The organism is Nonomuraea sp. K271, assembly GCF_009908215.1.
GTDB lineage: Bacteria > Actinomycetota > Actinomycetes > Streptosporangiales > Streptosporangiaceae > Nonomuraea > Nonomuraea longispora.
Map to the genome: position 1 here is coordinate 1 of NZ_JAAAHR010000168.1, position 20,921 is coordinate 20,921.

General features: G+C 71.1%; 24 protein-coding genes and 1 tRNA gene. 7 read left to right on the forward strand and 18 right to left on the reverse strand.

Translation table 11 applies throughout. The features are described 5' to 3' along the window. Window positions 1–1,177: thiamine pyrophosphate-binding protein (locus GUY59_RS38215; protein WP_161714909.1), on the forward strand; the 1,177-nt coding region annotated here is incomplete at its 5' end. Window positions 1,178–1,200: 23 nt separating this feature from the next. On the opposite strand, the gene dhaM is transcribed toward GUY59_RS38215, so the two are convergent. The 3 genes from dhaM to dhaK all read right to left on the reverse strand — a co-directional run bounded on the left by dhaM (window position 1,201) and on the right by dhaK (window position 3,324). Further along, on the reverse strand, window positions 1,201–1,575 hold the full coding sequence (gene dhaM, locus GUY59_RS38220) for a dihydroxyacetone kinase phosphoryl donor subunit DhaM (RefSeq protein WP_132338529.1): 375 nt from the start codon (window positions 1,573–1,575) through the stop codon (window positions 1,201–1,203). Window positions 1,576–1,663: 88 nt separating this feature from the next. After that, the gene (gene dhaL / locus GUY59_RS38225; protein WP_236667899.1) at window positions 1,664–2,269 is read right to left on the reverse strand and encodes a dihydroxyacetone kinase subunit DhaL; all 606 of its coding nucleotides are present in this window, start codon (window positions 2,267–2,269) and stop codon (window positions 1,664–1,666) included. 80 nt (window positions 2,270–2,349) lie between these two features. Beyond that, entirely contained in the window at window positions 2,350–3,324 is a 975-nt protein-coding gene (dhaK, locus tag GUY59_RS38230) for a dihydroxyacetone kinase subunit DhaK (RefSeq protein WP_138206659.1), read from the reverse strand. A 105-nt stretch (window positions 3,325–3,429) separates the two neighbouring features. On the opposite strand from dhaK, the gene GUY59_RS38235 reads away from it, so the two are divergent. Further along, window positions 3,430–4,176 carry a lysophospholipid acyltransferase family protein gene (locus GUY59_RS38235; RefSeq protein ID WP_138206661.1) on the forward strand — a complete coding sequence of 249 codons (747 nt, stop codon included), beginning with the start codon at window positions 3,430–3,432 and terminating at the stop codon, window positions 4,174–4,176. A 44-nt stretch (window positions 4,177–4,220) separates the two neighbouring features. On the opposite strand, the gene GUY59_RS38240 is transcribed toward GUY59_RS38235, so the two are convergent. The 5 genes from GUY59_RS38240 to GUY59_RS38260 form a co-directional block, all read right to left on the reverse strand. Then, entirely contained in the window at window positions 4,221–5,027 is an 807-nt protein-coding gene (locus GUY59_RS38240; RefSeq protein ID WP_132338522.1) for a serine/threonine-protein kinase, read from the reverse strand. A gap of 221 nt (window positions 5,028–5,248) precedes the next feature. Next, the gene (locus GUY59_RS38245) at window positions 5,249–5,872 is read right to left on the reverse strand and encodes a DJ-1/PfpI family protein (protein ID WP_138206663.1); all 624 of its coding nucleotides are present in this window, start codon (window positions 5,870–5,872) and stop codon (window positions 5,249–5,251) included. Window positions 5,873–5,874: 2 nt separating this feature from the next. Beyond that, the gene (locus GUY59_RS38250; protein WP_138206665.1) at window positions 5,875–6,834 is read right to left on the reverse strand and encodes a GlxA family transcriptional regulator; all 960 of its coding nucleotides are present in this window, start codon (window positions 6,832–6,834) and stop codon (window positions 5,875–5,877) included. 116 nt (window positions 6,835–6,950) lie between these two features. Continuing rightward, a complete protein-coding gene (pruA, locus tag GUY59_RS38255; RefSeq protein WP_138206667.1) occupies window positions 6,951–8,576 on the reverse strand; it encodes an L-glutamate gamma-semialdehyde dehydrogenase in 1,626 nt (541 codons plus the stop codon). 206 nt (window positions 8,577–8,782) lie between these two features. Beyond that, on the reverse strand, window positions 8,783–9,700 hold the full coding sequence (locus tag GUY59_RS38260) for a proline dehydrogenase family protein (RefSeq protein WP_138206669.1): 918 nt from the start codon (window positions 9,698–9,700) through the stop codon (window positions 8,783–8,785). Between the two features lie 76 nt (window positions 9,701–9,776). Between GUY59_RS38260 and GUY59_RS38265 the strand changes: the two genes are divergently transcribed. Beyond that, window positions 9,777–10,844 (forward strand): PucR family transcriptional regulator, encoded by a 1,068-nt coding sequence (locus GUY59_RS38265; protein ID WP_138206671.1) that lies wholly within the window; start codon window positions 9,777–9,779, stop codon window positions 10,842–10,844. Here the strand turns inward: GUY59_RS38265 and GUY59_RS38270 are convergent. The 3 genes from GUY59_RS38270 to GUY59_RS38280 form a co-directional block, all read right to left on the reverse strand. After that, a complete protein-coding gene (locus tag GUY59_RS38270) occupies window positions 10,829–11,548 on the reverse strand; it encodes a glycoside hydrolase family 16 protein (protein ID WP_161714911.1) in 720 nt (239 codons plus the stop codon). The genes GUY59_RS38265 and GUY59_RS38270 overlap by 16 nt on opposite strands. Before the next feature lie 158 nt (window positions 11,549–11,706). After that, the gene (locus GUY59_RS38275; RefSeq protein WP_138206675.1) at window positions 11,707–12,810 is read right to left on the reverse strand and encodes a glycosyltransferase; all 1,104 of its coding nucleotides are present in this window, start codon (window positions 12,808–12,810) and stop codon (window positions 11,707–11,709) included. A gap of 105 nt (window positions 12,811–12,915) precedes the next feature. Continuing rightward, window positions 12,916–14,751, reverse strand: a complete 1,836-nt coding sequence (locus tag GUY59_RS38280) for a SpoIIE family protein phosphatase (RefSeq protein WP_236667900.1) — start codon at window positions 14,749–14,751, stop codon at window positions 12,916–12,918. A gap of 58 nt (window positions 14,752–14,809) precedes the next feature. Between GUY59_RS38280 and GUY59_RS38285 the strand changes: the two genes are divergently transcribed. Continuing rightward, complete coding sequence (locus GUY59_RS38285) at window positions 14,810–15,526, forward strand: ANTAR domain-containing response regulator (RefSeq protein WP_132338505.1); 717 nt, start codon at window positions 14,810–14,812, stop codon at window positions 15,524–15,526. A 2-nt stretch (window positions 15,527–15,528) separates the two neighbouring features. Here the strand turns inward: GUY59_RS38285 and GUY59_RS38290 are convergent, their stop codons facing one another. Continuing rightward, window positions 15,529–15,885 carry an STAS domain-containing protein gene (locus GUY59_RS38290; protein WP_132338533.1) on the reverse strand — a complete coding sequence of 119 codons (357 nt, stop codon included), beginning with the start codon at window positions 15,883–15,885 and terminating at the stop codon, window positions 15,529–15,531. A gap of 178 nt (window positions 15,886–16,063) precedes the next feature. Between GUY59_RS38290 and GUY59_RS38295 the strand changes: the two genes are divergently transcribed. Both GUY59_RS38295 and GUY59_RS38300 read left to right on the forward strand, forming a co-directional pair. Next, window positions 16,064–16,834, forward strand: a complete 771-nt coding sequence (locus GUY59_RS38295) for a SigB/SigF/SigG family RNA polymerase sigma factor (RefSeq protein WP_132338503.1) — start codon at window positions 16,064–16,066, stop codon at window positions 16,832–16,834. 72 nt (window positions 16,835–16,906) lie between these two features. Beyond that, entirely contained in the window at window positions 16,907–17,263 is a 357-nt protein-coding gene (locus GUY59_RS38300) for an ATP-binding protein (protein ID WP_246064414.1), read from the forward strand. 128 nt (window positions 17,264–17,391) lie between these two features. Here the strand turns inward: GUY59_RS38300 and GUY59_RS38305 are convergent, their stop codons facing one another. The 4 genes from GUY59_RS38305 to GUY59_RS38320 all read right to left on the reverse strand — a co-directional run bounded on the left by GUY59_RS38305 (window position 17,392) and on the right by GUY59_RS38320 (window position 19,334). After that, the gene (locus tag GUY59_RS38305; protein WP_138206677.1) at window positions 17,392–17,586 is read right to left on the reverse strand and encodes a hypothetical protein; all 195 of its coding nucleotides are present in this window, start codon (window positions 17,584–17,586) and stop codon (window positions 17,392–17,394) included. Window positions 17,587–17,592: 6 nt separating this feature from the next. Then, window positions 17,593–18,288, reverse strand: a complete 696-nt coding sequence (locus GUY59_RS38310) for a hypothetical protein (protein ID WP_138206679.1) — start codon at window positions 18,286–18,288, stop codon at window positions 17,593–17,595. A gap of 5 nt (window positions 18,289–18,293) precedes the next feature. After that, complete coding sequence (locus tag GUY59_RS38315; protein WP_132338495.1) at window positions 18,294–18,839, reverse strand: hypothetical protein; 546 nt, start codon at window positions 18,837–18,839, stop codon at window positions 18,294–18,296. 69 nt (window positions 18,840–18,908) lie between these two features. After that, complete coding sequence (locus tag GUY59_RS38320) at window positions 18,909–19,334, reverse strand: hypothetical protein (protein ID WP_138206681.1); 426 nt, start codon at window positions 19,332–19,334, stop codon at window positions 18,909–18,911. Between the two features lie 95 nt (window positions 19,335–19,429). On the opposite strand from GUY59_RS38320, the gene GUY59_RS38325 reads away from it, so the two are divergent. Beyond that, window positions 19,430–19,506, forward strand: a tRNA-Pro gene (locus GUY59_RS38325). A gap of 75 nt (window positions 19,507–19,581) precedes the next feature. On the opposite strand, the gene GUY59_RS38330 is transcribed toward GUY59_RS38325, so the two are convergent. Continuing rightward, the gene (locus GUY59_RS38330) at window positions 19,582–20,727 is read right to left on the reverse strand and encodes a tyrosine-type recombinase/integrase (RefSeq protein ID WP_138206683.1); all 1,146 of its coding nucleotides are present in this window, start codon (window positions 20,725–20,727) and stop codon (window positions 19,582–19,584) included. Continuing rightward, on the reverse strand, window positions 20,724–20,921 hold a 198-nt coding region (locus tag GUY59_RS38335), incomplete at its 5' end, for a helix-turn-helix domain-containing protein (protein WP_236667901.1). The genes GUY59_RS38335 and GUY59_RS38330, both read right to left, overlap by 4 nt.

A 20,921-nucleotide genomic window follows, 5' to 3' on the forward strand; every position in this document is an offset into this window, starting at 1 on the left:
CCCCTCGACCGGCCCCACCGCGCCCGCCTCCGCGCCCGCCTCCGCGCCCGCCTCCGCGCCCGCCGGCAAGGGAGCGGGCGCGGCAGGCGGTGAGGCGTCCGAGGAGCTGGCCCGGCTGCTGGGCCGGGCCCGGCGGCCGGTGTTCATCGCGGGGCGCGGCGCCAGGCACGCGCGCGGCGAACTGGAGGAGTTGGCCGGCCGGGTGGGCGCGCTGCTCGCGACCTCCGCGGTGGCGAAGGGCCTGTTCCGCGGCAGCCCCTGGGACCTCGACGTGAGCGGCGGTTTCGCCACCCCGCTCGCCGCCGAGCTGATCAGAGGCGCCGACCTCGTCGTCGGATGGGGATGCGCGCTCAACATGTGGACCACCGGCCACGGCGAACTCATCTCGCCGGGCACGAAGGTGGTGAAGGTCGACCTCGACCCGGGCGTCTTCACTGCGTACGCGCACGCCGACCTCGGCGTGGCCGGCGACGTGGCCGCCGTGGCGAGGTCCGTGACCGCCCGCGTCGGTGAGGCCGCCGGTTACCGCTCGGCCGGGATCGCGCGGCGCATCCGGGCCAAGCGGCGGTGGCGGGACGTCCCGTACGACGACGAGAGCGGGGGCGGTCGGATCGACCCGAGGACGCTGACCATCGGGCTGGACGACCTGCTGCCGCACGAGCGGATCGTCGCTCCCGATTCCGGAAATTTCATGGGATATCCCTCGATGCTGATGGATGTCCCTGACGAGTTCGGGTTCTGCTTCACCCAGGCGTTCCAGTCGATCGGGCTGGGCCTCGCGACCGCGATCGGCGCCGCCGTGGCGCGGCCCGACCGGCTGCCGGTGGCGGCGCTCGGCGACGGCGGCGCCCTCATGGGCCTCGCCGACCTCGAAACCGTCGTCCGGCTCGGCCTGCCCATGGTGATCGTGGTCTACGACGACGAGGCGTACGGCGCCGAGGTGCACCACTTCGGCCCCCACGGACACCCGCTCGGCACCGTCACCTTCCCGCCGGTCGACTTCGCCGCCATCGCCAGGGGACACGGGCTCGACGCCGTCACGGTCACCGAGCCGGCCGGCCTGCAGGGCGTGGCCACCTGGCTCGACGGCCCCCGGGAACGGCCGCTGCTGGTGCACGCCAAGGTCACCCGCGGGCACGCCTCCTGGTGGCTCGAAGGCGCCTTCAGATCCCACTGACCGCCGGGGGCCGGGAGCGCGGATCAGAGCTTGCGGAACGTACGGGACTCCTCGGCCGAGGCGAGCACGTCGGCCAGGGGCGCGTCCGCGCCGGCCGCCACCGCCGCCGCGATCGCGCCCTCCACGAACGGCACGTCCGCCACCACGATCCGGCCGTCCTCCTCCAGCAGGCGGGCGGTCAGCACCGAGCTGCCCAGGTCGGGGATGAGCACCACCCCGTCGCCCTGATCGACGGCGCGTACGGCCTCCTCGACGAGGTCCACGCTCGTGCCGAGACCGCCGTCCTCCGTGCCACCGGCGGCCGCCACGGGCACCTGCGCGCCCGCGATCCCCTTGGCCAGCGCCACGGCCTCCGCCGCCAGCCCGGCACTGTGCGAGACGAGCACCAGCCCCACCATCACGCCCCCTTCCCGGCTCCGCCCACCCACGACCACCCGGACGTGGCACCACCCGCGTCCCCGGAGCTGGCCGCGCCCGTGGATCCGGTCACGGTGCGACAGCGGCCAGGGCCGCCATGAACAGCGCCGCCGACGCCGCCCCCGGATCCTCGTGCCCGATGCTCCGCTCACCCAGGTAGCTGGCACGGCCCTTGCGCGCCTGCATCGGGATCGTGGCCTCGGCCCCTTCGGCGGCCGCCCGAGCCGCCTGCTCGAACGCCTCACCCACCCCCACCCCGTCGCGTACGGCGAGCGCCAGGGCGCGCGAGGCCGGTGCCAGCGCGTCCACCATGGTCTTGTCACCCGGCGCGGCCTTGCCCAGCCGCTCGACCGCCACGACGCCCTCCTCGAACGCGGCCGAGAACCCGGCCAGCGTCACCGGCGACTCCAGCACCTTGCCCATCTGCCGGAACACCGACCCGTACAGCGGCCCGGAAGCGCCGCCGACGCGGCGGATCAGCGCCGTGCCCGCCGAGGTCAGCACCTGCACCGGCGACTCGGGCGGCCATTCGGTGAGCGCCTTGCGCACTTCCGTGAGCCCGCGGTCGAGGTTGGTGCCGTGGTCGGCGTCGCCGATCGCCGCGTCGAGCCGGGTGAGGCGCTCGCGGTCGCGGTGCACGAGCCGGGCGGCCTCCTCGAACCAGGCCACGAACATGTCGGTGTCCATAGGTTCCGCGCGGTGCCCGCCCGGCCTCGGCCCCGCGGGCAGCCCGCGCTCCCTCCCTTCAACAGACGTCACCATCGCAGGCCGGGCGTATCGACGGGGGCGTCCCACAGGCGGGTCAGCGTGTCGTCGAGGCGGCAGACGGTGACGGAGAAGCCCTGCATGTCGAGGCTCGTCACGTAGTTGCCGACCAGCGACCGCGACACCCGCGCCCCCTTGCCCTTGACGTACGCCGCCACCTCCGCGAACACGACGTACAGCTCCATGAGGGGCGTGCCGCCCATGCCGTTCACCATGACGAGCAGGTCGCCCTGCAGCGGCAGGTCGCCGTGGACCGCGTCCATGGCGGTGGCCGCCAGCTCGCGCGCCGGCGCCATCGGCACCCTGGCCCTGCCGGGCTCGCCGTGGATGCCGATGCCGAGCTCGACGTCCGTCTCCGGCAGGTCGAACGTCGGCTTGCCCGCGTGCGGCGTCGTGCACGAGGTCAGCGCGATGCCGAACGACCTGCTGCGCTCGTTCACCGCGCGCGCCACGTCGGCCACGTCGGCCAGCGGCGCGCCCTCCTCGGCCAGCGCCCCCGCGATCTTCTCGACGAACAGGGTCGCGCCGGTGCCCCGGCGGCCCGCGGTGTAGAGGGAGTCCTGTACGGCCACGTCGTCGTCGACCAGCGCGCTCGCCACTTCGACGTCCTCGGCCAGCTCGGCGGCCATCTCGAAGTTGAGCACGTCGCCGGTGTAGTTCTTGACGATGTGCAGCACGCCGGCGCCGCCGTCCACGGCCTTGGTCGCCTCGATGATCTGGTCGGGCACCGGCGAGGTGAAGATCTCGCCTGGGCAGGCCGCGTCGAGCATGCCGTACCCGACGAAACCGGCATGCAGCGGTTCGTGTCCTGAGCCGCCGCCCGACACCAGGCCGACCTTGCCCTGGCGCGGGCCGTCGGCCCGGTAGACCACCCGGTCGCGGATCCGCAGCGTGGGATGGGCCGCGGCCATGCCCTTCAGCGCGTCCTCAACCACGGAGTCTGCCGTATTCAACAGCTTCTTCATGGTTTGTACCTCTGCCCGCTTTCACGACCCCGCAAGCCTCACCACGCCGCCGGCGAGCTCCGCCCCGACTACCGTGATGCCCGCCTGAACAGCTACCTTCTGCTCATGGCTGAGATCGTGTACCCGCCGGTGATCGCCGCCGCGCGGACCCTCTTTCGCGTGCTCGACATCCGATTCCACACGGAAGGCACCGAGCACGTGCCGCGGACGGGTGGAGCGGTGCTGGTGAGCAACCACATCAGCTACCTCGACTTCATCTTCGCCGGGTTCGCCGCGCTGCCGTCGAAGCGGCTGGTGCGCTTCATGGCCAAGCAGGACGTCTTCGACCACCGGATCTCCGGCCCGCTGATGCGGGGCATGCACCACATCCCGGTCGACCGGGGGGCGGGCGCGGGCTCGTACGCGACGGCGCTGCGGACGCTCAAGGCCGGCGAGGTCGTGGGCGTCTTCGCGGAGGCCACCATCAGCCGGTCGTTCACCGTCAAAGAGATCAAGAACGGCGCGATCCGGATGGCCCAGGCGACCAACGTGCCGGTGATCCCCGTGGCGCTGTGGGGCAGCCAGCGGTTGTGGACCAAGGGCCGGCCGAAGAAGCTCCTGCAGCGGCACGTGCCGCTCACCATCCTGGTGGGCGAGCCGATGCACCCCAAGCGCGGCGAGAACGTCAACGACCACGTGATCGACCTGCACACGCGGTTGTCGGAGCTGGTCGACCGGGCGCAACGCACCTATCCGGACGTGCCGCAGGGCGTGTGGTGGCAGCCTGCCCATCTCGGCGGCACCGCGCCGACCCCGGAGGAGGCGGCGGCCATGGACGCGGCCGAGGCGGAGGCCCGCGCCAAGCAGGAATGACCGCCGACGCGCGTGACCCCCGCCCGATGCTCGGTGCGGGGGCGTCAGATGGCCGCCTGGTACGCGCTCGCGCGCATCCCCGCCAATAAACCCGCCGTCTGCTCCGGGGTGTAGCGTCGCACGGGATCGTGGTGGAGCAGCCCCTCGATCAGCGGGCGCATCACGCCCGCCCGGCGCGGGGGCGGATAGGGCCCGCTGCGGGCCATGCCGAGCACCGTCGCGGCGTCCTGCCCCGGGTAGGGAGGCTGGCCCTCGACGGCGCTGTAGAGGGTCGCGCCGAAGGACCACATGTCGGCCTCCTTGCTGGCCGGCCCCCCGTGCAGCCGCTCGGGCGCCATGAACGCGGGCGTGCCGCGCAGCCTGCGCGACGTCGTCATGCGGATGTCGCCCTCGGCGGTCGCTATGCCGAAGTCGGTCAGCACCACCCGGTCACCGGTCAGCATCACGTTGGCCGGCTTGACGTCGCGGTGCAGCACGCCAGCCTGGTGGGCGGTGCGCAACGCGGCGAGCAGGTGCTGGCCGATGGCCGCCACCGACTGCGCGGGCAGCGTGCCCACCTGGGAGAGCAGCTGGTGCAACGACAGCCCGTCGAGATATTCCATCACGATCCAGAGCTTGCCGCCCTCCTCGATCAGGTCGTGCACCGTGACGATGTTGGGGTGCGTCAGCCCGGCAGCCATCCTGGCCTCGCGCAGCACCCGGCGGCGCACCATCTCGGCCTCGCCGGCCAAGGTCAGCTCTTTAAGCGCCACCGTACGGTGGAGGAGCTGATCGAACGCGCGCCAGACGACGCCCATACCCCCACGACCGGCCTCCTCGTTCAGGAGGTACCGTCCGCCGATCTCCCGCATACCATCCCCTCAAGCTCGGGGATAATCATGTCACCTCAGCACAGGACTTAGGGTGCCTAACGTGCTCTGGATATGTCGGAATGTGCGGCTGCGCTGGTCACAGGCCCAGAAATTCGATCCGACACAGCGCGCCGCACCACCCCCGCTCGCCGCCGCACACCCGTCGGCTTCGCACACCCCGGGGCGCACAGCCGGATGAGGCCGCCAGCGCGGCGAGCCCGTCAGATGAGGAGGCGGAGTGCGCGCTCGGCCGTCCCCTCCGGCGCCTTGTCCGGGGACCCGGCCGTGAAGGGCGGCTGCGGGTCGTACTCGATCGCGAGCTGCACGCTCTGCGCGGTCTCCTCGTCCGTGGCCTGTGCCAGCAGCGTCAGCGCCATGTCGATGCCGGCGGACACGCCGGCGGCGGTCCAGATCTTGCCTTCCTTGACCACGCGCTGGCTGACCGCCACGGCGCCCCCCTCCTTGAGGAGGTCGAGGAGGGCCCAGTGCGTGGTCGCCTTCACCCCTTTCAGCAGCCCCGCGGCGCCCAGGAGGAGCGAGCCGCTGCACACCGAGGTCGTCCACGTGGTGTGCTCGTGCGCCTGCCGGATCCAGCCCGTCAGCGCGGTGTCCGACAAGGCATCCAGGGTGCCGAGGCCGCCGGGCACGACGATCACGTCGGGCCGCGGCATGTCGGCGTAGGAGGCCGTGGCGGTCAGCGTGAGCGTGCCCTGGTCGTCGGTGACGGGGCCGGCCTCCTCGGCGACGAACGTGACCGTCCACCCCGGCGCGAAGGCCAGCACGGTGTAGGGGCCCACGGCGTCCAGCGCGGTGTAGCGGGGGTAGAGCGGGATGGCCACCTGCATGGTCAACTCTCCTTCGACTGGAACCGGCGACGGTGGTCGCCGGGTGAGATCCGCCAGTGGCGGCGGAAGACGCGGTAGAGCGTCTCCGGCGTCCCGAGCCCCGACTCCCTGGCGACCGTGGCCAGCGGGTGGCCGGTGACCTCCAGGAGCCGCCTGGCGGCGTCGGCCCGGCTGCGTTCGACGTACCGGCCGGGCGACAGGCCCGTCTGCTCGGTGAAGACCCGTGAGAAGTGGCGCTCGCTCATGCCCGCGCGCGCGGCGAGCGCGGCCACGCTGAGGTCGGCCGCGGGGTTGGCGTCGATGTAGGACTGCAGCTCCCTGATCGGCTCGCTGCGCGGAGTCATGGCCCGCATCGGCGTGCTGAACTGGCTCTGCCCGCCCGGCCGGTGCAGATAGACCACGAGCCCGCGGGCGACGTCGCGGGCGAGCGCGTGGCCGTGGTCCCTGGCCAGCAGCGCCAGCGCGAGGTCCACGCCGGACAGGACGCCCGCGGACGTCCAGACGTGGCCGTCCTCGATGTAGAGCGGGTCGGGGTCCACCTCGACGTGCCCGTAGCGAGCCGCGAGCGCGTCCGCGACGAGCCAGTGCGTGGTGGCCCGCCGGCGGTCCAGCAGCCCGGCCTCGGCCAGGACGAACGCGCCGTTGCAGACGGAGGCGACCCGCCGCGCGGAGCCGGCCAGCCGGGCGACCTCCGGGACCAGCTCACCCTCCGCGATCTGCTCCTGCACGGACCACCCGCCCGCCACCAGCAGCGTGTCGACCGGCCCCTCGACCTCCCCGAGCGGCGCGGTCATGACGGTGACCCCGTTGCCGGCCGGGACGGCGCCCCCGCCCACGGCCGCCACCTCGACCCGGTAGCCGCCGGACGTGACCAGGGCGGCGGTGCCGAACACGTCGGCGGGCCCGGCCATGTCGAGCAACTGGAAGCCGGGGAAGACGACCACCAGGACACGTCGCTGCATGCCTTCATGCTGGTGGCGCGCGATGATGGCGTCAACGACGCATCTATTGCAGATCACGCCATCCGGTACGCCGAACGCCCCCGGCACACGCGGTGTCCGGGGGCGTTCGGGGGCGGTCAGCCCATGTGCGGGTAACGGTGGTCGGTCGGCGCGACGAAGCTCTCCTTGATCACACGGGCGTTCACCCAGCGGATCAGGTTGAAGATCGAGCCCGCCTTGTCGTTGGTGCCCGAGGCGCGGGCGCCGCCGAACGGCTGCTGGCCGACGACGGAGCCGGTCGGCTTGTCGTTGATGTAGAAGTTGCCCGCCGCGAAGCGCAGCCGGTCGGTGGCCGCCTTGATGACGTAGCGGTCCTGCGCGATGACCGCCCCGGTCAGCGCGTACGGGGCGATGCCCTCCATCTGGTCGAGCACCGTGTCGAAGTCGCCGTCGTCGTAGACGTGGACGCCGAGGATCGGCCCGAAATACTCCTTGAAGAAGATCTCGTCAGCCGGGTCGGCGCACTCCATGACGGTCGGCTTCACGAAGTAGCCGACCGAGTCGTCGTACGAGCCGGTGAGCACGTCGATGGCCGAGGACGACCGCGCCCGGTCGATGGCCTCCTTGTTCTTGGCGAAGGCCCGCCCGTCGATGACCGCGCCCATGAACGTCGACAGGTCGCCCGCCACGTCGCCCACGGTCAGTGACTCGGCCACGGAGACGAAGTCGTCGCGCATCCGGTTCCAGATCGAACGCGGCACGTACGCCCGCGAGGCGGCCGAGCACTTCTGCCCCTGATACTCGAAGGCGCCCCTGATCAGCGCCGTCGACAGCACCTCGGGGTCGGCCGACGGGTGGGCGAGCACGAAGTCCTTGCCGCCGGTCTCGCCGACGACGCGCGGATAGCCGTGGTAGGAGGCGATGTTGGCCCCGACCGTGCGCCACAGGTGCTGGAACGTCCCGGTCGAGCCGGTGAAGTGGATGCCCGCCAGCGCCGGGTGCGCGAGCGCCACCTCGGAGACGGCCTGCCCGTTGCCGGTGACGAGGTTGATCACGCCCGGCGGGAGCCCGGCGGCCTCCAGCACCCGCATCGTGAAGTGCGCGGCGAGCTGCTGCGTCGGCGACGGCTTCCAGACGACGACGTTGCCCATCAGCGCGGCCGAGGTCGGCAGGTTCCCGGCGATGGCGGTGAAGTTGAACGGAGTGATCGCCAGCACGAACCCTTCGAGCGGACGGTACTCCATCCGGTTCCACACACCGGGCGACGAGTTCGGCTGCTGGGCGTAGAGCTGACGCGCGTAGTGCACGTTGAACCGCAGGAAGTCGATCAGCTCGCAGGCGGCGTCGATCTCCGCCTGCTGCACCGACTTCGACTGGCCCAGAACGGTCGCCCCGTTGATGGTGGCCCGCCACGCCCCCGCCAGCAGGTCGGCGGCCTTCAGGAAGATCGCGGCCCGCTCGTCGAACGGCAGCGCCTGCCAGGCGGGCGCCGCCCGCAGCGCGCTGTCGACGGCGTCCCGCACGTCCTGGACCGTAGCTTCGTTGGTACGGCCCAGGACGTGGGCGTGGTTGTGCGGCTGCACCACGTCGATGGGGGCGCCGCCGCCGAGGCGCTGCTCGCCTCCGATGGTCATGGTCAGGTCGGTCTGCGACCCGGCCAGTTCCTTGATGCGGTCTTCCAGCGTGGTCCGCTCGGCGCTGCCGGGCGCGTAGCCGTACACCCGCTCGTTGGCGGGTTCCGGCACGTTACTGATGGCATCCATCACAGCCTCCTGATGCGAACGTCGTCTTCGGGCGATGAGGTGACCGCGAGCGGGAAGGCCTCCAAGGCCCGAGCGTGCAGTGGCAGGGTCTCAGACACTGTCGCCACCTCCAGGTGAGATTGAGCTTGTGCTTCCGGGCATCGGTCAGGGCTTCTCCCGAACGAGCGGGACGAAAAGCCACTCCCTTCCTGGAGCGGAGGAGCCACTTACCTACCCCCAAGGGCACGAAGGAAGAAGGCGACGTTGGCCGGGCGCTCCGCGAGACGGCGCATGAAATAGCCGTACCAGTCGTCGCCGTAGGGAACGTAGACGCGGACCGTGTGGCCGGCCCCCGCCAGGGCCTCCTGCAGGTCGTTCCTGATCCCGTAGAGCATCTGGAACTCGTGGTCGCCGATCGTCCGCCCGAACCGGTCGGCGAGCAGTTCCGTGATCGCGATCATGCGATCGTCGTGCGTCGCCACCATGGGGTAACCCTTCCCCGCCATGAGGACGCGCAGGCATCGTACGTACGCCTTGTCCACGGCGGTCCGCCCCTGGTGGGCGACCGAGGCGGGCTCACGGTAGGCGCCCTTGACCAGGCGTACCCGGGAGCCCTCCGAGGACAGGTCGCGGCAGTCCTGTTCGCTGCGGAACAGGTAGGCCTGGATCGCCACGCCCGTCGAAGGATGGTCCTCGCGCAGCTTGCGCAGGACGGCCAGGGTCGAGTCGACGGTGGTGTGGTCCTCCATGTCGAGTGTCACGGCCGAGCCGGCGACCGCGGCGGCGACGCAGATCTCGCGGGCGTGCTCCAGCGCCATGGCCTCGTCGATCCGCTGGCCGAGCGCCGACAACTTCACCGACACCTCGCCCCTGGAGCCGAGCTCCAGCGGCCTGATCGCGCGCAGCAGCGTGACGTAGGCGTCCGTGGTGGCGGCCGCGGCCCGCGCGTCGCGCGTCTCCTCGCCGAGATGGTCGACGGTCACGGCGAGCCCGGTGTCGCGCAGGCGTTCGACCGTGTCGCGGGCCTCCTCGACGCTCTCCCCGGCGACGAACCTGTCGACCACCTTCCTGGTGAGCGGGAAGCCCGACACGGCGCGGCGCACGACACGGCTCCCCGAGGCGGAGAGCAGCAGTTGACCCAGCATGTCTCCAGTGTAAAAACCCCAGCTCAAAGGGGGCCATCGACGCGCGTAACGCCGGATGTGGCAGGCTGTCATACACATGCACAACTCGGCAGACCTGCAAGAGATCGTCGACGAGATCGCCGCCCGGCTGGGGGCGTCCGCGACGCTGGAGGACCGCTCGTTCCGGCTGCTGGCCTACGGCGCGCAGCACGGCGCCATCGACACGGTCCGCCAGGAGTCGATCCTGCGCAGGCGCGCTACGGGGGAGGTGCGCGACTACTTCGAGCGCTACGGCATCGCCAGGGCCGAGGGCCCGGTCCGGATCCCTGCCGACGCCGAGCTGCACGTCCTGGCCAGGGTCTGCTGGCCGCTGCGCCACCGCGAGGTCACCTACGGCTACCTGTGGCTGCTCGACTCGGGCGAGCTGGACGACACGACCCTGCACGCCGTCGCGCCGCTCGTCGCCAGGGCGGCCGCCGCGCTCGCCCAAGAGGCCAGGAGCCGGCAGGATCTCGGGCGCGGGTTGCGCGGCCTGCTGTCGCCCGACCCCGAGGAGCGCGCCGCGGCCGCCATCGAGGTTCCCGGCCCGGTCGCGGCCGTCGCCGTACGCGAGTCGCACGAGCGCGTGGCCGCCCTCTGGACGCTGCCGCGCGGCGTGCTCGCCCGCGCCGGCTCACCGGTCGCCCTGCTCGCCCCCGCACATCTGGCGGCCGAGGTCGCCCAGACCCTCCAGAGCGCGTACGGCACCGCGGCCGGCATCGGCGGCACGCGCGGCGACCCTGCCGACGCCTGGCTGAGCTGGCGCGAGGCCCGCCACGCCCTGCGCATCGCCGAGCACTTCCCCCGCCACGCGCCGCTCGCCCGGTGGGAGGACCTCGGCGTGCACCGCCTGCTGGCCCGCCTCGGCCCGTCCGACCTGCGCGAGCTGGCGGCCGAGACCGCCGGGCTCGAAGGCGAGCTGGCCCACACGGTCGAGGTCTACCTCGACCGCGGCGGCCACGCCCAGAAGACCGCCGCCGAGCTCGGCATCCACCGCCAGACGCTCTACTACCGGCTGGGCAAGGCCGAGCGCCTCGTCCACAAGGACCTGTCGGACGGCGACGACCGCCTGGCCGTGCACCTCGGTCTCAAGGCCGCCAGGCTGCGCGGTCAGGACGCCCGGTAGACCTTCACCCAGTCGACGTACATCGAGACGGTGCGGGGCGTGGAGGAGTCGCGGCAGCGGGGCTCGCACACCACGTCGTTCTGCAGGGCCAGGCCCATGCGGCGGCCGCTGGGCACGTGCGGGCCGCGGTAGTCCCAGTACCTCTCGCCGTCCAGCCAGACCGTCAGCCGGCCGGGCAGCCAGTCGACCGCCACCGTGTGCCACGTGGTGAAGTCGGCCTTGAGCGTCTTGCGCGCCCGGCTGTGCCCGTCGTGCACGAAGATGCCGCCGCCCTGCCGCTTCGGGTCGACGATCTCGGCGAAGTCGACCTCGGCGTAGCCGTTCCCCTCGCTCTGCCGCGTCGGCCACAGCAGCGCCACCGGCGTGTACCCGGTGCCCGCCTCGGCCTTGAACCTGACCTCCCACCGGCCGTACTCCTGCGCGAGCCGGGTGGCCACGCCGCCCGACAGGTCCTTGCCGCCGTACATGCCGCCTTTGAGGCGCAGCACGCCGTCCGAGACGGACGCGGCCTTGCCGGTACGGGGGTTCCGCTCGGCCTGGGGGGAGTGGTAGATCATCCACTTCTTGGTGTTGATCGACGAGCCGTTGAAGTTCTCCACGAGGACCGGGTCGCCCCAGCCCGTCGTCTGTGCCTGCGCGGTCTGGGGGAGGGCGGCGACGCATGCCAGCGCCGCGGCCGTCAAGATCGGACTGCGTTTGGACATGCGCTCCATCGAAGCAAAGATCTCACTCCGATAACACCCCTTCTGTCACATCAGTCAGTTTCGTCACATGACTGCGCGCGTCGGGACATCATGCTTCCGACATGGTGCCGGCAGGCGGCTCACGCCGCCTGCCGGAGCATCGGATGGGATGGGGAACGTCAGGCGCAGGCAGCCTCGTAGACGCGTACGAGCTCCTGGCTGACCCGCTCCCAGGAGTAGCGCGAGCGCGCCCGGTCGGCGCCCGCGTAGCCGAGCGCGGTCCGCAACGTCGGGTCCCACAGCAGCTCGCGCGCCAGGCGCGCGGTGCGCGCCGGCTGGTCCGGCGGCACCAGCAGGCCGGTGACGCCGTCCACGATGGAGTCCAAATGCGCGCCGACGGCGGAGGCGATCACCGGCACGCCGCAGGCCATCGCCTCCAGGGCGACGATCCCCGTGACGGCCTCGCGCGGCACCGACACCACGGCGTCCGCGCTGCGCATCAGCTTCGGTACGGAGGTCCGCTTCACCTGGCCGAGCAGGGTCACCCGGTCGCCCACGCCGAGCTGCTCGGCCAGAGTCCGCAGGCTCCGCGCGTCCTGGTCGTCGTCCAGCTCGTCGGGGCCGGGGCCGCCGGCGATGACCAATTCGACGTCGCCGAGTCCCTGCAGCGCCCGCACGATGGTGTGCGCGCCCCGCTCGATCGACAGGGGGCCGACGTGCAGGAGGCGCTTGCGCGAGCCCTTCGTGGCGATCGCGCCGCGGCGCTGGAAACGTTCGGTGTCGACGCCGTAGGGGACGATGGCGATGTTGTGGCGCGGCACTCCGAGGCGGATCAGCGCCGACTCCTCGTCGCCCGAGCCCGCGATGACCGCGTTGGCCCGGCGGCCCAGCGCCCGCTCCAGCTTCTGGTGCGCGGTGTCGACCGTGTGGAACGTCTGCGTGACCGGCACGTCGAGCCCCTTGGCGCCCGCCACGGCGGCCAGGCCGCTGGTCCACGAATGGGCGTGGATGATGTCGGGCCTGTCCTGGTGCCAGCGCTTCATCAGTTGCGCGCCGACGTCGTTGAGGTAGGGAACCACGTCATTGGCGGAAAGACCGCGGGGCGGGCCCACGTCGATGTGCTCCAGCGTGACTCCCGGGGCCACCCGCGTCCTGGGCTTGCCCTCGGCGTTGTCACGGCGGGAATAGATCGTGACGTGGTGTTCGCGCCCCAGCTCACGTGCGACCGACAGGATGCGGTGGCGCTGGTTTCCGTTGGACGAAGCGACGATCGCGATATTCATGGCACACCCCAGCGTGAAAAAGCTACAAAGGTGTGCCTGCGTCTTAGGCACGTCGTTCTGAACCTGACCATACCCAGGTTTCGCGAGAACGCAAACCCCTACAGATCAGACACCTCGGAGCGCGAAAACCACGATCTCGTCCCACACCTGGCCCTCGGAGAACGCGTGCCGGTCCGCCTCCACCGCCTTGACCACGGTGGACGGCGACTGGCCCGCGCAGCGGCCGAGCACATCGGCCAGCCGCTCGTCGCCGTACGGCTCGCCCCGGGCGTTCCTGGAGGAGACCAGGCCCTCCGAATAGAGCACCAGCGTCTCCCCGACAGGCACCGTCAACGTCTCGACCTGCGTCTCCGCCTCGCGCGCGATGCCCAGCGGCACACCGCCGCCCGCGACGAAGCGTACGGTGCCGTCGTTGCGGACCCGCGCCGCCGGATGGTGGCCCGCCGACGACAACCGGATCGTACGGCCCTGCACGAACCCCGCCACGGCCATCACGAACAGGCCGGAGCCCTGGGCGACCAGGGCCTCGTTGACCCTCCGCATCACCAGATCGGGGTCGGACTCCCAGACGCTCAACGCCCGCAGGCCGCCCCGCACCATGGCGGTGACCGACGCGGCCTCCTCACCCTTGCCGGCCGCGCCGCCCAGCGCGAAACCCCACCCGCCGGCGACCGGGAACACGTCGTAGAACTCCGCGCCCACCGACGACCCCGGGTGGTAGACGGCCGCCGCCTCGTAGCCGGGGATGTCGGGCAGGTTGCGCGGCGCGACGCTGGCCGACAACGCGTCGGCCGCACGCGAGCGGCTCTGGAAGCTGCTCTGCGCGCGCACCGCCAGGCCCAGCTGCAGCCCCACCTCCTGCATGACGGCCAGGTCGGCCAGCGCGAACGGCTGCCTCCCGTTCGTACGCACCAGCGTCAGCACGCCGTCGCCGGAGCCGATCGGCACGCTCAGCAGCGAGCTAGCGCCCATCGCCGTCAGCACCGGGCCGTCGGCGCAGAAGCCGAGCAGCGTCTCGTCCTCCACCATCTCGTGCACCACGCCCGAGCCCCGGTCGAGAACCTGCAGCACCACCTGGCTGGTCGCCGGATCGGCCGACTCCACCTGGCGGGCCAGCTCGCCGAGCGGCTGGTCCTTCGGCGCCATCACGGCCGAACGGCGCGGCACACCGTCGCGCACCACATCGGCGATCACCCAGTCGGCCCACTCGGCCGCCAGCAGCCGCGTCGCCCGCGGCAGCGCGACCGGACGCCGCAGAGCCTCCTCGTCGAGCAGCAACGTGGCCATCTTGACCAGCAGGTCCTGCCGCTTGGCCGCCGCCAGCAGCAGCGCGCCGTCGGACTGCTCGGGCCGGCGCGCGCCCGGCTCCGCCACCTGCACCTCGATCGGCAGCACGATCGCCGCCACCATCTGCTGCGGCTCGCCCGGCATGGTCAGCCTGGTCATCGCCAGCTGCACGGTGTGGGTGCGCCCCTGGTGCGCCAGCCGAGTCTCGAACGCCGACGGCTGCCCGGTCTGCAGCGCCGACGTCAGGTGCGACCGGAACGCCGCCCGCCGCGACACGTCCACCAGCAGCGGGAACGACCGGCCCACCAGGTAGCCGTCGGGGCTGCCGAGCATCCGCGACGTCTCCGGGTTGATCCGCCGCACCACGCCGCCACCGTCGAGCACGATGACGGGCACGGGGAAGGCCCTGAACACCTGGCGCAGCAGCTTCAGCTCGCGCTGCGCTCCGCCGTCCCTCTTCGCGCCCGCCCGCTTCGGGGACTTGCGCAACTGCTCCCTGGCCTCGGCCAGCAGCTCGGCCGCGGTGTCGAGCTCCGCGAGCGCGGCGTCCAGCGTGGGCGCGAGATCCGCGGGATAGGCGGCCCTCGCCGCACGCAACGATGAGACGCGCCCTGCCAGCGCGTCCAGCGCGTGTTCGAAGTCCGGCATGGTCATGGTCTGACGCTACGCCACTCGGGATAATGCTAGCCATAAGGGGTAGAGGCTTGTTGCTATGGAATCCACCGCGATGCTCACCCCCGGACTCGCCCGTGACCTGGCCGCACTGGGCCGCCTAGGGGAGGACACCTCGACGGAGAGCGTGCTGCGCGGCCTGACGACCGCGCTCACCGCAGGAGTGCCCGGCTGCTCCGGAGCCTCCGCCGAGCACTGGCGAGAAAACCGCGTCCTCGTCTCCGGCTCCCACAGCGAGCTCATCATGCTCGTCGAAGGCGAGCACGAACTGGGGGAGGGGCCGTCCACCGAGGCCCGGCAGAGCGGCGGGCGCGCCACCGTCACCGACGTGCTCACCGAGACCCGTTGGCCCCGCTACGACGCCCTGGCCACCCGCTGGGGCGTGCGCTCCGTGCTGGCCGTGCCCATCGACGTGACGCCCGCCGTGCTGGTCGTCGGCCTCTACTCGGTGCGCCCCGGCGCCTTCTCGCCCCAGGGCGCCCACTCGCTCTCCGACATGCTCACCGAACAACTCGGGGTGGCCATGGCCAACCTGTCGGACTTCGACGAGGTGCGTACGGACGCCGCCCAGCTCCAGGAGGCTCTCGCCGGCCGGTCGGTGATCGACCAGGCCAAGGGCATCATCATGCAGACCAGCGGATGCACGGCAGAGGCCGCCTTCGAGGAACTGCGCAGGATCTCCCAGCACCACCAGGTCAAGGTGGCCGACCTCGCGCGGCTCCTGGTCGAGGAGCACCAGCGCAAGTCGAAGGGCTGAGCTCACCCGATGGCGGCCAGGGCGTCGTCGAGCGAGTCGTAGATCGGCAGGCGCTGGGCGAGCCCGGTGATCCACATCACCCTCGACTTGGAGTATTCCACCCCGATCAGCGCGAACTTCGTGCCTGAGGCCAGACTCGTCTGCCAGTGGTGCACGATCAGGCCGAGCGCACGCGAGTCCATGAACGTCACTCCGGCCAGGTCGAGGATCAGGTCGGCGCCCGCCAACGACAGGTAGTCGGCGAACTGCTCACGCGTCGTGGCGTCCAGCACGCCGTCGACCCGCACCACGGTGACCGAGTCGACGGTCGACGACGTCAGGCTCAGGGCCGCCACGGGCCCGTCGCCGTTTTCCGGCATTGTCACGGAGCAACCCTACTGTCACCACGCGAGGGAGGAATACTTCCGGTGGCTCGGGGGACACTTCTGGCGAGGTCCAGCAGAGGGCTTCCGTCTCGAGAGTTGAGCGAGGCGCGCCTCTGCCTGGGCTTTTTCTGGCTCGGGGGAGGCCCGCCTGCGAGCCAGACGAGGAGCAGCCATGGCTGTGCAGGAGTACATCCTCGAGGAGATGAGCGCGGAAGAGCTCCTGGCCGAGATGGTCAAGGAAAGCACCTCCGGCACCCACCGCGAGCGGCTGCGCGAACGCATCGTCGAAATGCACCGTCCGCTCGCCATGGAGATCGCCAGGCGATACCGTTATCGTGGCGAACCGCTGGAGGACCTTCTCCAGGCCGCATATGTTGGCCTGATGAAAGCCGTCAACGGATTCGACCCCAGCCTCGGACACGCGTTCAGGGGCTACGCGGTCGTGACGATGACCGGTGAGGTCAAACGGCACTTCCGCGACCGCACCTGGGCCATCCGGGTGCCCCGCCTCTACCAGGAACGCCGCTCCGAGCTCAACAGGCTCGTCGCCGACCTCAGCCAGGACCTCGGCAGGTCGCCCACCGTGGCGGAGCTGGCAGCGAAGATGAACATCACCGAAGAGGACGTCCTGCTCACGCTCGACGCCTCCGCCGCCTACAGCACCCTGTCGCTCGACGCCCCGCTCGGCACCGACGACGATGCGGCCTCACTCGGCGACGTCATCCCCGAGGACGACGACACGCTGAGCACCATGGTAGACAGAGAGGCCGTCAAACCGCTCATCGACGCCCTTCCCTCCCGGGAGAAGCACATCCTGCTGCTGCGCTTCTTCGGCAACATGACGCAGGCCGAGATCGCCGCCGAGTTCGGGATCTCCCAGATGCACGTGTCGCGCATCCTGCGCAAAGTCCTCGATCAGCTACGCGCCGAACTCGTCGGCTGAACAGGCGGTCGCCGGGTGAACGAGGACGTGGAGCCCCAGCCGGGCCACACGGGCCCGCCTCCCGGTGTGCCCGTGAAACGACTACTTTTCCGGCTGCCGGACCTGCCGAGGGTCCGGCAGTACGCCGAAGACGAGGCCCGCGAGGCGGGCATGGCCGAGGACGGCGTCGCAGACTTCGTCATCGCGATCAACGAGGTCGCCACCAACGCCGTCACCCACGGCGGCGACCAGGCCGTCCTGCGCATGTGGCCGGCGGGCGGCGACCTGGTCGTCGAGGTACACGACAACGGCACCTGGAAACCAGGGCCGCTGCCGGGGGCGGTGGGCGGCATGGGGCTCTGGGTGGCCCGCCTGCTCGCCTCGGAGCTGACCGTGCACGCCGGCGACACCGGCAGCACCGTCACCATGCGCTTCCCCGGCAAGGCGTGATCCGGCGAAAGGCGACGCGTACCCTGCGGCGACGCGATGCCGCGGGCGGACGATCCGTACCCGACGCGAGGCGACGCGCGATGCCACGCGCCGCCTTACCCTGCCGGCGGCGCGTGGACCACGGGTCGTCAACGCCTGGCGCGGCCACGCCAGCCGCCGTAGCTGCGTACACTCGCCGTGCCGATTCCTGCCTGGTGCAGAGCCAGCAGGGTCAGCCCCAGCAGGACGAACGTCATACCGGACACCCCGCCGGGGATGTCCACCCCCAGCAGGTCGAGCAGTAAGCCCAGCCCGAAGACGATCGCCGCGACTATCGCGAGCATGTCAGATCACCTCATCCCCTGGCTGTGGCCCTGGACGTGGCCCTGGATGTGGCCCGGGTCGTGCGCCTCGGCACGGCTCTGACCGGGGGCACCGGACAGGGCGAGCAGGTGTTCCAGGACGTTGCGGTAGTCGCGCAGCGCGAGCCGCAGCAGCTCGGTGTCGTGCGCGCCGGCGTCCTTCCAGCCATCCCGCAGGGTGTCCGTCCGGCTCGTGAGGCTGCTGGTGAACGCCTCCACCACCTCGCCGAGCAGACCGTCGGCACGACGTACGGCCTCGCCGGGGTCGTCGACGAACGAGGCCTGCAGGTCGCGCCAGCGAGCCTGCACCTGGGCGGGGTCCTGGTCGAACAGGATGACATCCTGGGGGGCCGCGTGCGCGGGGACCTCGTCGGGCACGGCCTCGGCGTTCAGCGGGGCGGGTTCCGGCTCGGGCGGCAGGTCGTCACCGGTCGTCGCGTACGGGTCCCGGTAGGCGGCGTCCTCATCCGGCTCGGGTGTCGTGACGGCGCCGGGGACAGCGGTGTCGTACTCCTCGTCGGGGCGCCGGCCGATGCCCGCCGCGTCGTCACCGGCGACAGGTCCGCCTGGGATGTGCTCGCCCGGCCGGGCCCGCACGGCTTCCCGCTCGGCGTCACGGTCGTCGCCACGGACCTCGTCAGCGCGTTGCGACGGCACCTTCAGCTCATCGCGGCTGTCTTTCATCACTCTCACCGTCCTCGCGTGGTCTCGTGCAGCAGCTCCTCGAACAGGGCCCGGTAGTGGACCATGGCCTGCCGGAGCTCCTCGGTGGAGGCCGCCTTCTTGGCCGCCCGCCCGCTGATCTCGTGAGCCGTCCTGTAGTGGTCAAGGGTCGTGGCATGCCCCACCGACAGGTCGGACAGCCGCTGCTCGAAGTTCTCGGTCGGATAACCTCGCTCCGCCATGACCGCGGTGACCAGCTGGTCCGCCTCGGTCACCGCGAAGCCGGGCGCGTCCACGAAGCGCTCCTGCACCTCGGTCCAGCGGTTGGCGTACGTCTCCCGCGACTCCTCCGGCAGGGGACGGATGTCGAGCTCGGAATGGCGCTGCTCGCGCCCGAGCAGCTCCTGCTCGGCGTCGCGGCGGTTGTCGTGTTCCGCGACTGTGCGCTCGTACTCGGGGCCGAAACGATCACGGAGGTGGTTACGGCGCTTCTGTTGCTGCACGACGTAGGCAAGTGCGGCGAGCGCCACCACCACGATGATGGCGACGGCCACCCAGGTGAAGGTGGTCATGATGTTCGCCTCCGGTCTCTTTGTCGAGACCAGCGACTGCCCTGGAGAGCCCTGGCGAAACTTTTGCCCTCAGCCGGTATCGAGCGCCTTCCGCGCCGCGGCCAGCACTTTTGCGACATGTGAGCCCGCTGGGGGAGCGGGGACCTCGCTGAACCCCTCATCAGGGTCGTACCGCACGTCCAGCCCCTGGTCCACCAGCCGCTGAGCCCACCGCAGCGCCGTGTTCAGCCGGTCGGACGCCGGCGGCTTCCCCTGGGCGGCGGCCGACAGATTACGCAGATTCGTGGCGGGTCCCGACTGGGCGTGCGCCCGGGCCAGCTTCCACGGGAGGGCGGCGCTGTGGTCGAGCATCGGCTTGGCCAGCCCGGAGGCCCGCTTGGCCTGCAACACCCCGGAAACGCTGACCCCGAAGTGAGCGGCCAGCTCCTGCACGCTCTTCCCTTCGGCGACCAGCCTGGCCAGCTCACCCCGATCGATGGTCGGCTTACGCCCCACCCGGCCTCCTCCGCTCCCGCTCTCCGTGTACGCGTGCACCTTCGATGTGCGCTAAGGTTATGACGTCCCACCCCGCAGGGGGCGGCCGACACAACCGGGACGTAGCGCAGCTTGGTAGCGCACTTGACTGGGGGTCAAGGGGTCGCAGGTTCAAATCCTGTCGTCCCGACCAGATCGACGCTGGTCGAGCAGGGTGTCATCCATCAGGATGGCACCCTTTCGCATTGCTGAGTGACTAGCTGAGTGACTACCGGGCGAAGAGGGCGTCCATTGCCGCAGCTCCTTGCAGGAGTACAGGGCGGATCTGCTTGCGGTAGACGGCTTCGGTGACCGCCGTCCCGCTGTGGCCGACCAGGCGGGCGATGTCCTCCAGGGGGACGCCGGAGTCGGAGAGCAACGAGACGAAGCTGTGCCGCATCTCCCGGGGCGTCCAGTAGTAGGCAGGCATCCCGGCATTCTTGACGATCTTCCGGAACGCGCGTCGGACGTTGTGGGCGTCGAGCGGTGTGCCGACGAGGGAAGCGAAGACGAGCCCGTGATCCTGCCACTTCTCGCCCGCCGCCTTCCTGTCGCTCCGCTGCTGCTCGCGGTGCGCCTTGAGCGCTTCCACGCAGCGCTTGGGCAGTGCCAGGGAACGCCGTGAGCGCTTGGTCTTGGTATCGCCTCCCTCGCGTACCGAGCGCCACACGGCGATCCATGGCGGGATGTCCTTGTCCGGGTCGCCGACGAGATCGACCTCCTTCCAGGTGAGCGCCCGCAGCTCCTCCGTACGGGCACCGATCAGCAGCGAGAGGACGACGTAGGCGTACAGGCGCGTCCCCTCGGCCGCGTCGAGGAGCGCTGTCGCCTGGTCAAGGGTGAGGGACTTGGACGGACGGCCTTCCTTGCCCTCCGGGATCTCGCACAGACCCACGACGTTGCGCTTCACCTTGTCGCGGGCCTGGGCGAACTTCACCGCACGATTCAGGCACGAGTGGAGCAGCCGCGTCGTGCGGGCGCTGAGCACCCTGGCCTTGCCGACGAGCCACCGGTCCACGTCCTCGGCGCTCAGCTCGCGGAGCTTACGCGCGCCCACGTCGGGGATGATGTGCTTGTCACACAGGGTCCGGTAGTTGGTGACCGTGTTCTGGTCGCGACCATGCAGACCGTAGGCGAGCCAGCTCGTCACGGCGTCCGCCACGGTGTAGTTCGCCGGGCCGCTGGCAAGCCCGTCCTCGTGGTCGCGGATGATCTCTTTCAGCTTGGCCTTGGCTTCGGTCTTGGTCTTGCCGCTGGCTTTCTTGACGATGCGCTTGCCGGCCGGGGTGTAGCCGACCGTCACCGAGGCGATCCAGCGTTGCCGCTTCTCGTCCCAGTGCAGGCCGCCGTCGCCCCGGCTGCGTCGTTCGGTCATGAAGCCTCCTGTTCGAGTAGAGCGATGTAGTCCTCTATGGCTGAGGCGGGGATGAGGCGCGTACGCCCCTGGGTGACGGAGCGGAGCCGTCCTGAGCGGATGAGTTCGTAGATAACGCTGCGGCTGAGGCTGAGCAGGTGCATGGCCTCGCAGACGCGGTAGAGCCGCCGATCGTGGGCGGGTAGGGGTGGGGT

What these genes read in the sequence shown, in the direction of transcription:
- dhaM (WP_132338529.1), bottom strand. Translation starts at nt 1,575, where the DNA reads ATGGTGGGGCTGGTGCTCGTCTCGCACAGTGCCGGGCTGGCGGCGGAG.
- dhaL (WP_236667899.1), bottom strand. Translation starts at nt 2,269, where the DNA reads ATGTTCGTGGCCTGGTTCGAGGAGGCCGCCCGGCTCGTGCACCGCGAC.
- dhaK (WP_138206659.1), bottom strand. Translation starts at nt 3,324, where the DNA reads ATGAAGAAGCTGTTGAATACGGCAGACTCCGTGGTTGAGGACGCGCTG.
- GUY59_RS38235 (WP_138206661.1), top strand. Translation starts at nt 3,430, where the DNA reads ATGGCTGAGATCGTGTACCCGCCGGTGATCGCCGCCGCGCGGACCCTC.
- GUY59_RS38240 (WP_132338522.1), bottom strand. Translation starts at nt 5,027, where the DNA reads ATGCGGGAGATCGGCGGACGGTACCTCCTGAACGAGGAGGCCGGTCGT.
- GUY59_RS38245 (WP_138206663.1), bottom strand. Translation starts at nt 5,872, where the DNA reads ATGCAGGTGGCCATCCCGCTCTACCCCCGCTACACCGCGCTGGACGCC.
- GUY59_RS38250 (WP_138206665.1), bottom strand. Translation starts at nt 6,834, where the DNA reads ATGCAGCGACGTGTCCTGGTGGTCGTCTTCCCCGGCTTCCAGTTGCTC.
- pruA (WP_138206667.1), bottom strand. Translation starts at nt 8,576, where the DNA reads ATGGATGCCATCAGTAACGTGCCGGAACCCGCCAACGAGCGGGTGTAC.
- GUY59_RS38260 (WP_138206669.1), bottom strand. Translation starts at nt 9,700, where the DNA reads ATGCTGGGTCAACTGCTGCTCTCCGCCTCGGGGAGCCGTGTCGTGCGC.
- GUY59_RS38265 (WP_138206671.1), top strand. Translation starts at nt 9,777, where the DNA reads ATGCACAACTCGGCAGACCTGCAAGAGATCGTCGACGAGATCGCCGCC.
- GUY59_RS38270 (WP_161714911.1), bottom strand. Translation starts at nt 11,548, where the DNA reads ATGTCCAAACGCAGTCCGATCTTGACGGCCGCGGCGCTGGCATGCGTC.
- GUY59_RS38275 (WP_138206675.1), bottom strand. Translation starts at nt 12,810, where the DNA reads ATGAATATCGCGATCGTCGCTTCGTCCAACGGAAACCAGCGCCACCGC.
- GUY59_RS38280 (WP_236667900.1), bottom strand. Translation starts at nt 14,751, where the DNA reads ATGACCATGCCGGACTTCGAACACGCGCTGGACGCGCTGGCAGGGCGC.
- GUY59_RS38285 (WP_132338505.1), top strand. Translation starts at nt 14,810, where the DNA reads ATGGAATCCACCGCGATGCTCACCCCCGGACTCGCCCGTGACCTGGCC.
- GUY59_RS38290 (WP_132338533.1), bottom strand. Translation starts at nt 15,885, where the DNA reads ATGCCGGAAAACGGCGACGGGCCCGTGGCGGCCCTGAGCCTGACGTCG.
- GUY59_RS38295 (WP_132338503.1), top strand. Translation starts at nt 16,064, where the DNA reads ATGGCTGTGCAGGAGTACATCCTCGAGGAGATGAGCGCGGAAGAGCTC.
- GUY59_RS38305 (WP_138206677.1), bottom strand. Translation starts at nt 17,586, where the DNA reads ATGCTCGCGATAGTCGCGGCGATCGTCTTCGGGCTGGGCTTACTGCTC.
- GUY59_RS38310 (WP_138206679.1), bottom strand. Translation starts at nt 18,288, where the DNA reads ATGAAAGACAGCCGCGATGAGCTGAAGGTGCCGTCGCAACGCGCTGAC.
- GUY59_RS38315 (WP_132338495.1), bottom strand. Translation starts at nt 18,839, where the DNA reads ATGACCACCTTCACCTGGGTGGCCGTCGCCATCATCGTGGTGGTGGCG.
- GUY59_RS38330 (WP_138206683.1), bottom strand. Translation starts at nt 20,727, where the DNA reads ATGACCGAACGACGCAGCCGGGGCGACGGCGGCCTGCACTGGGACGAG.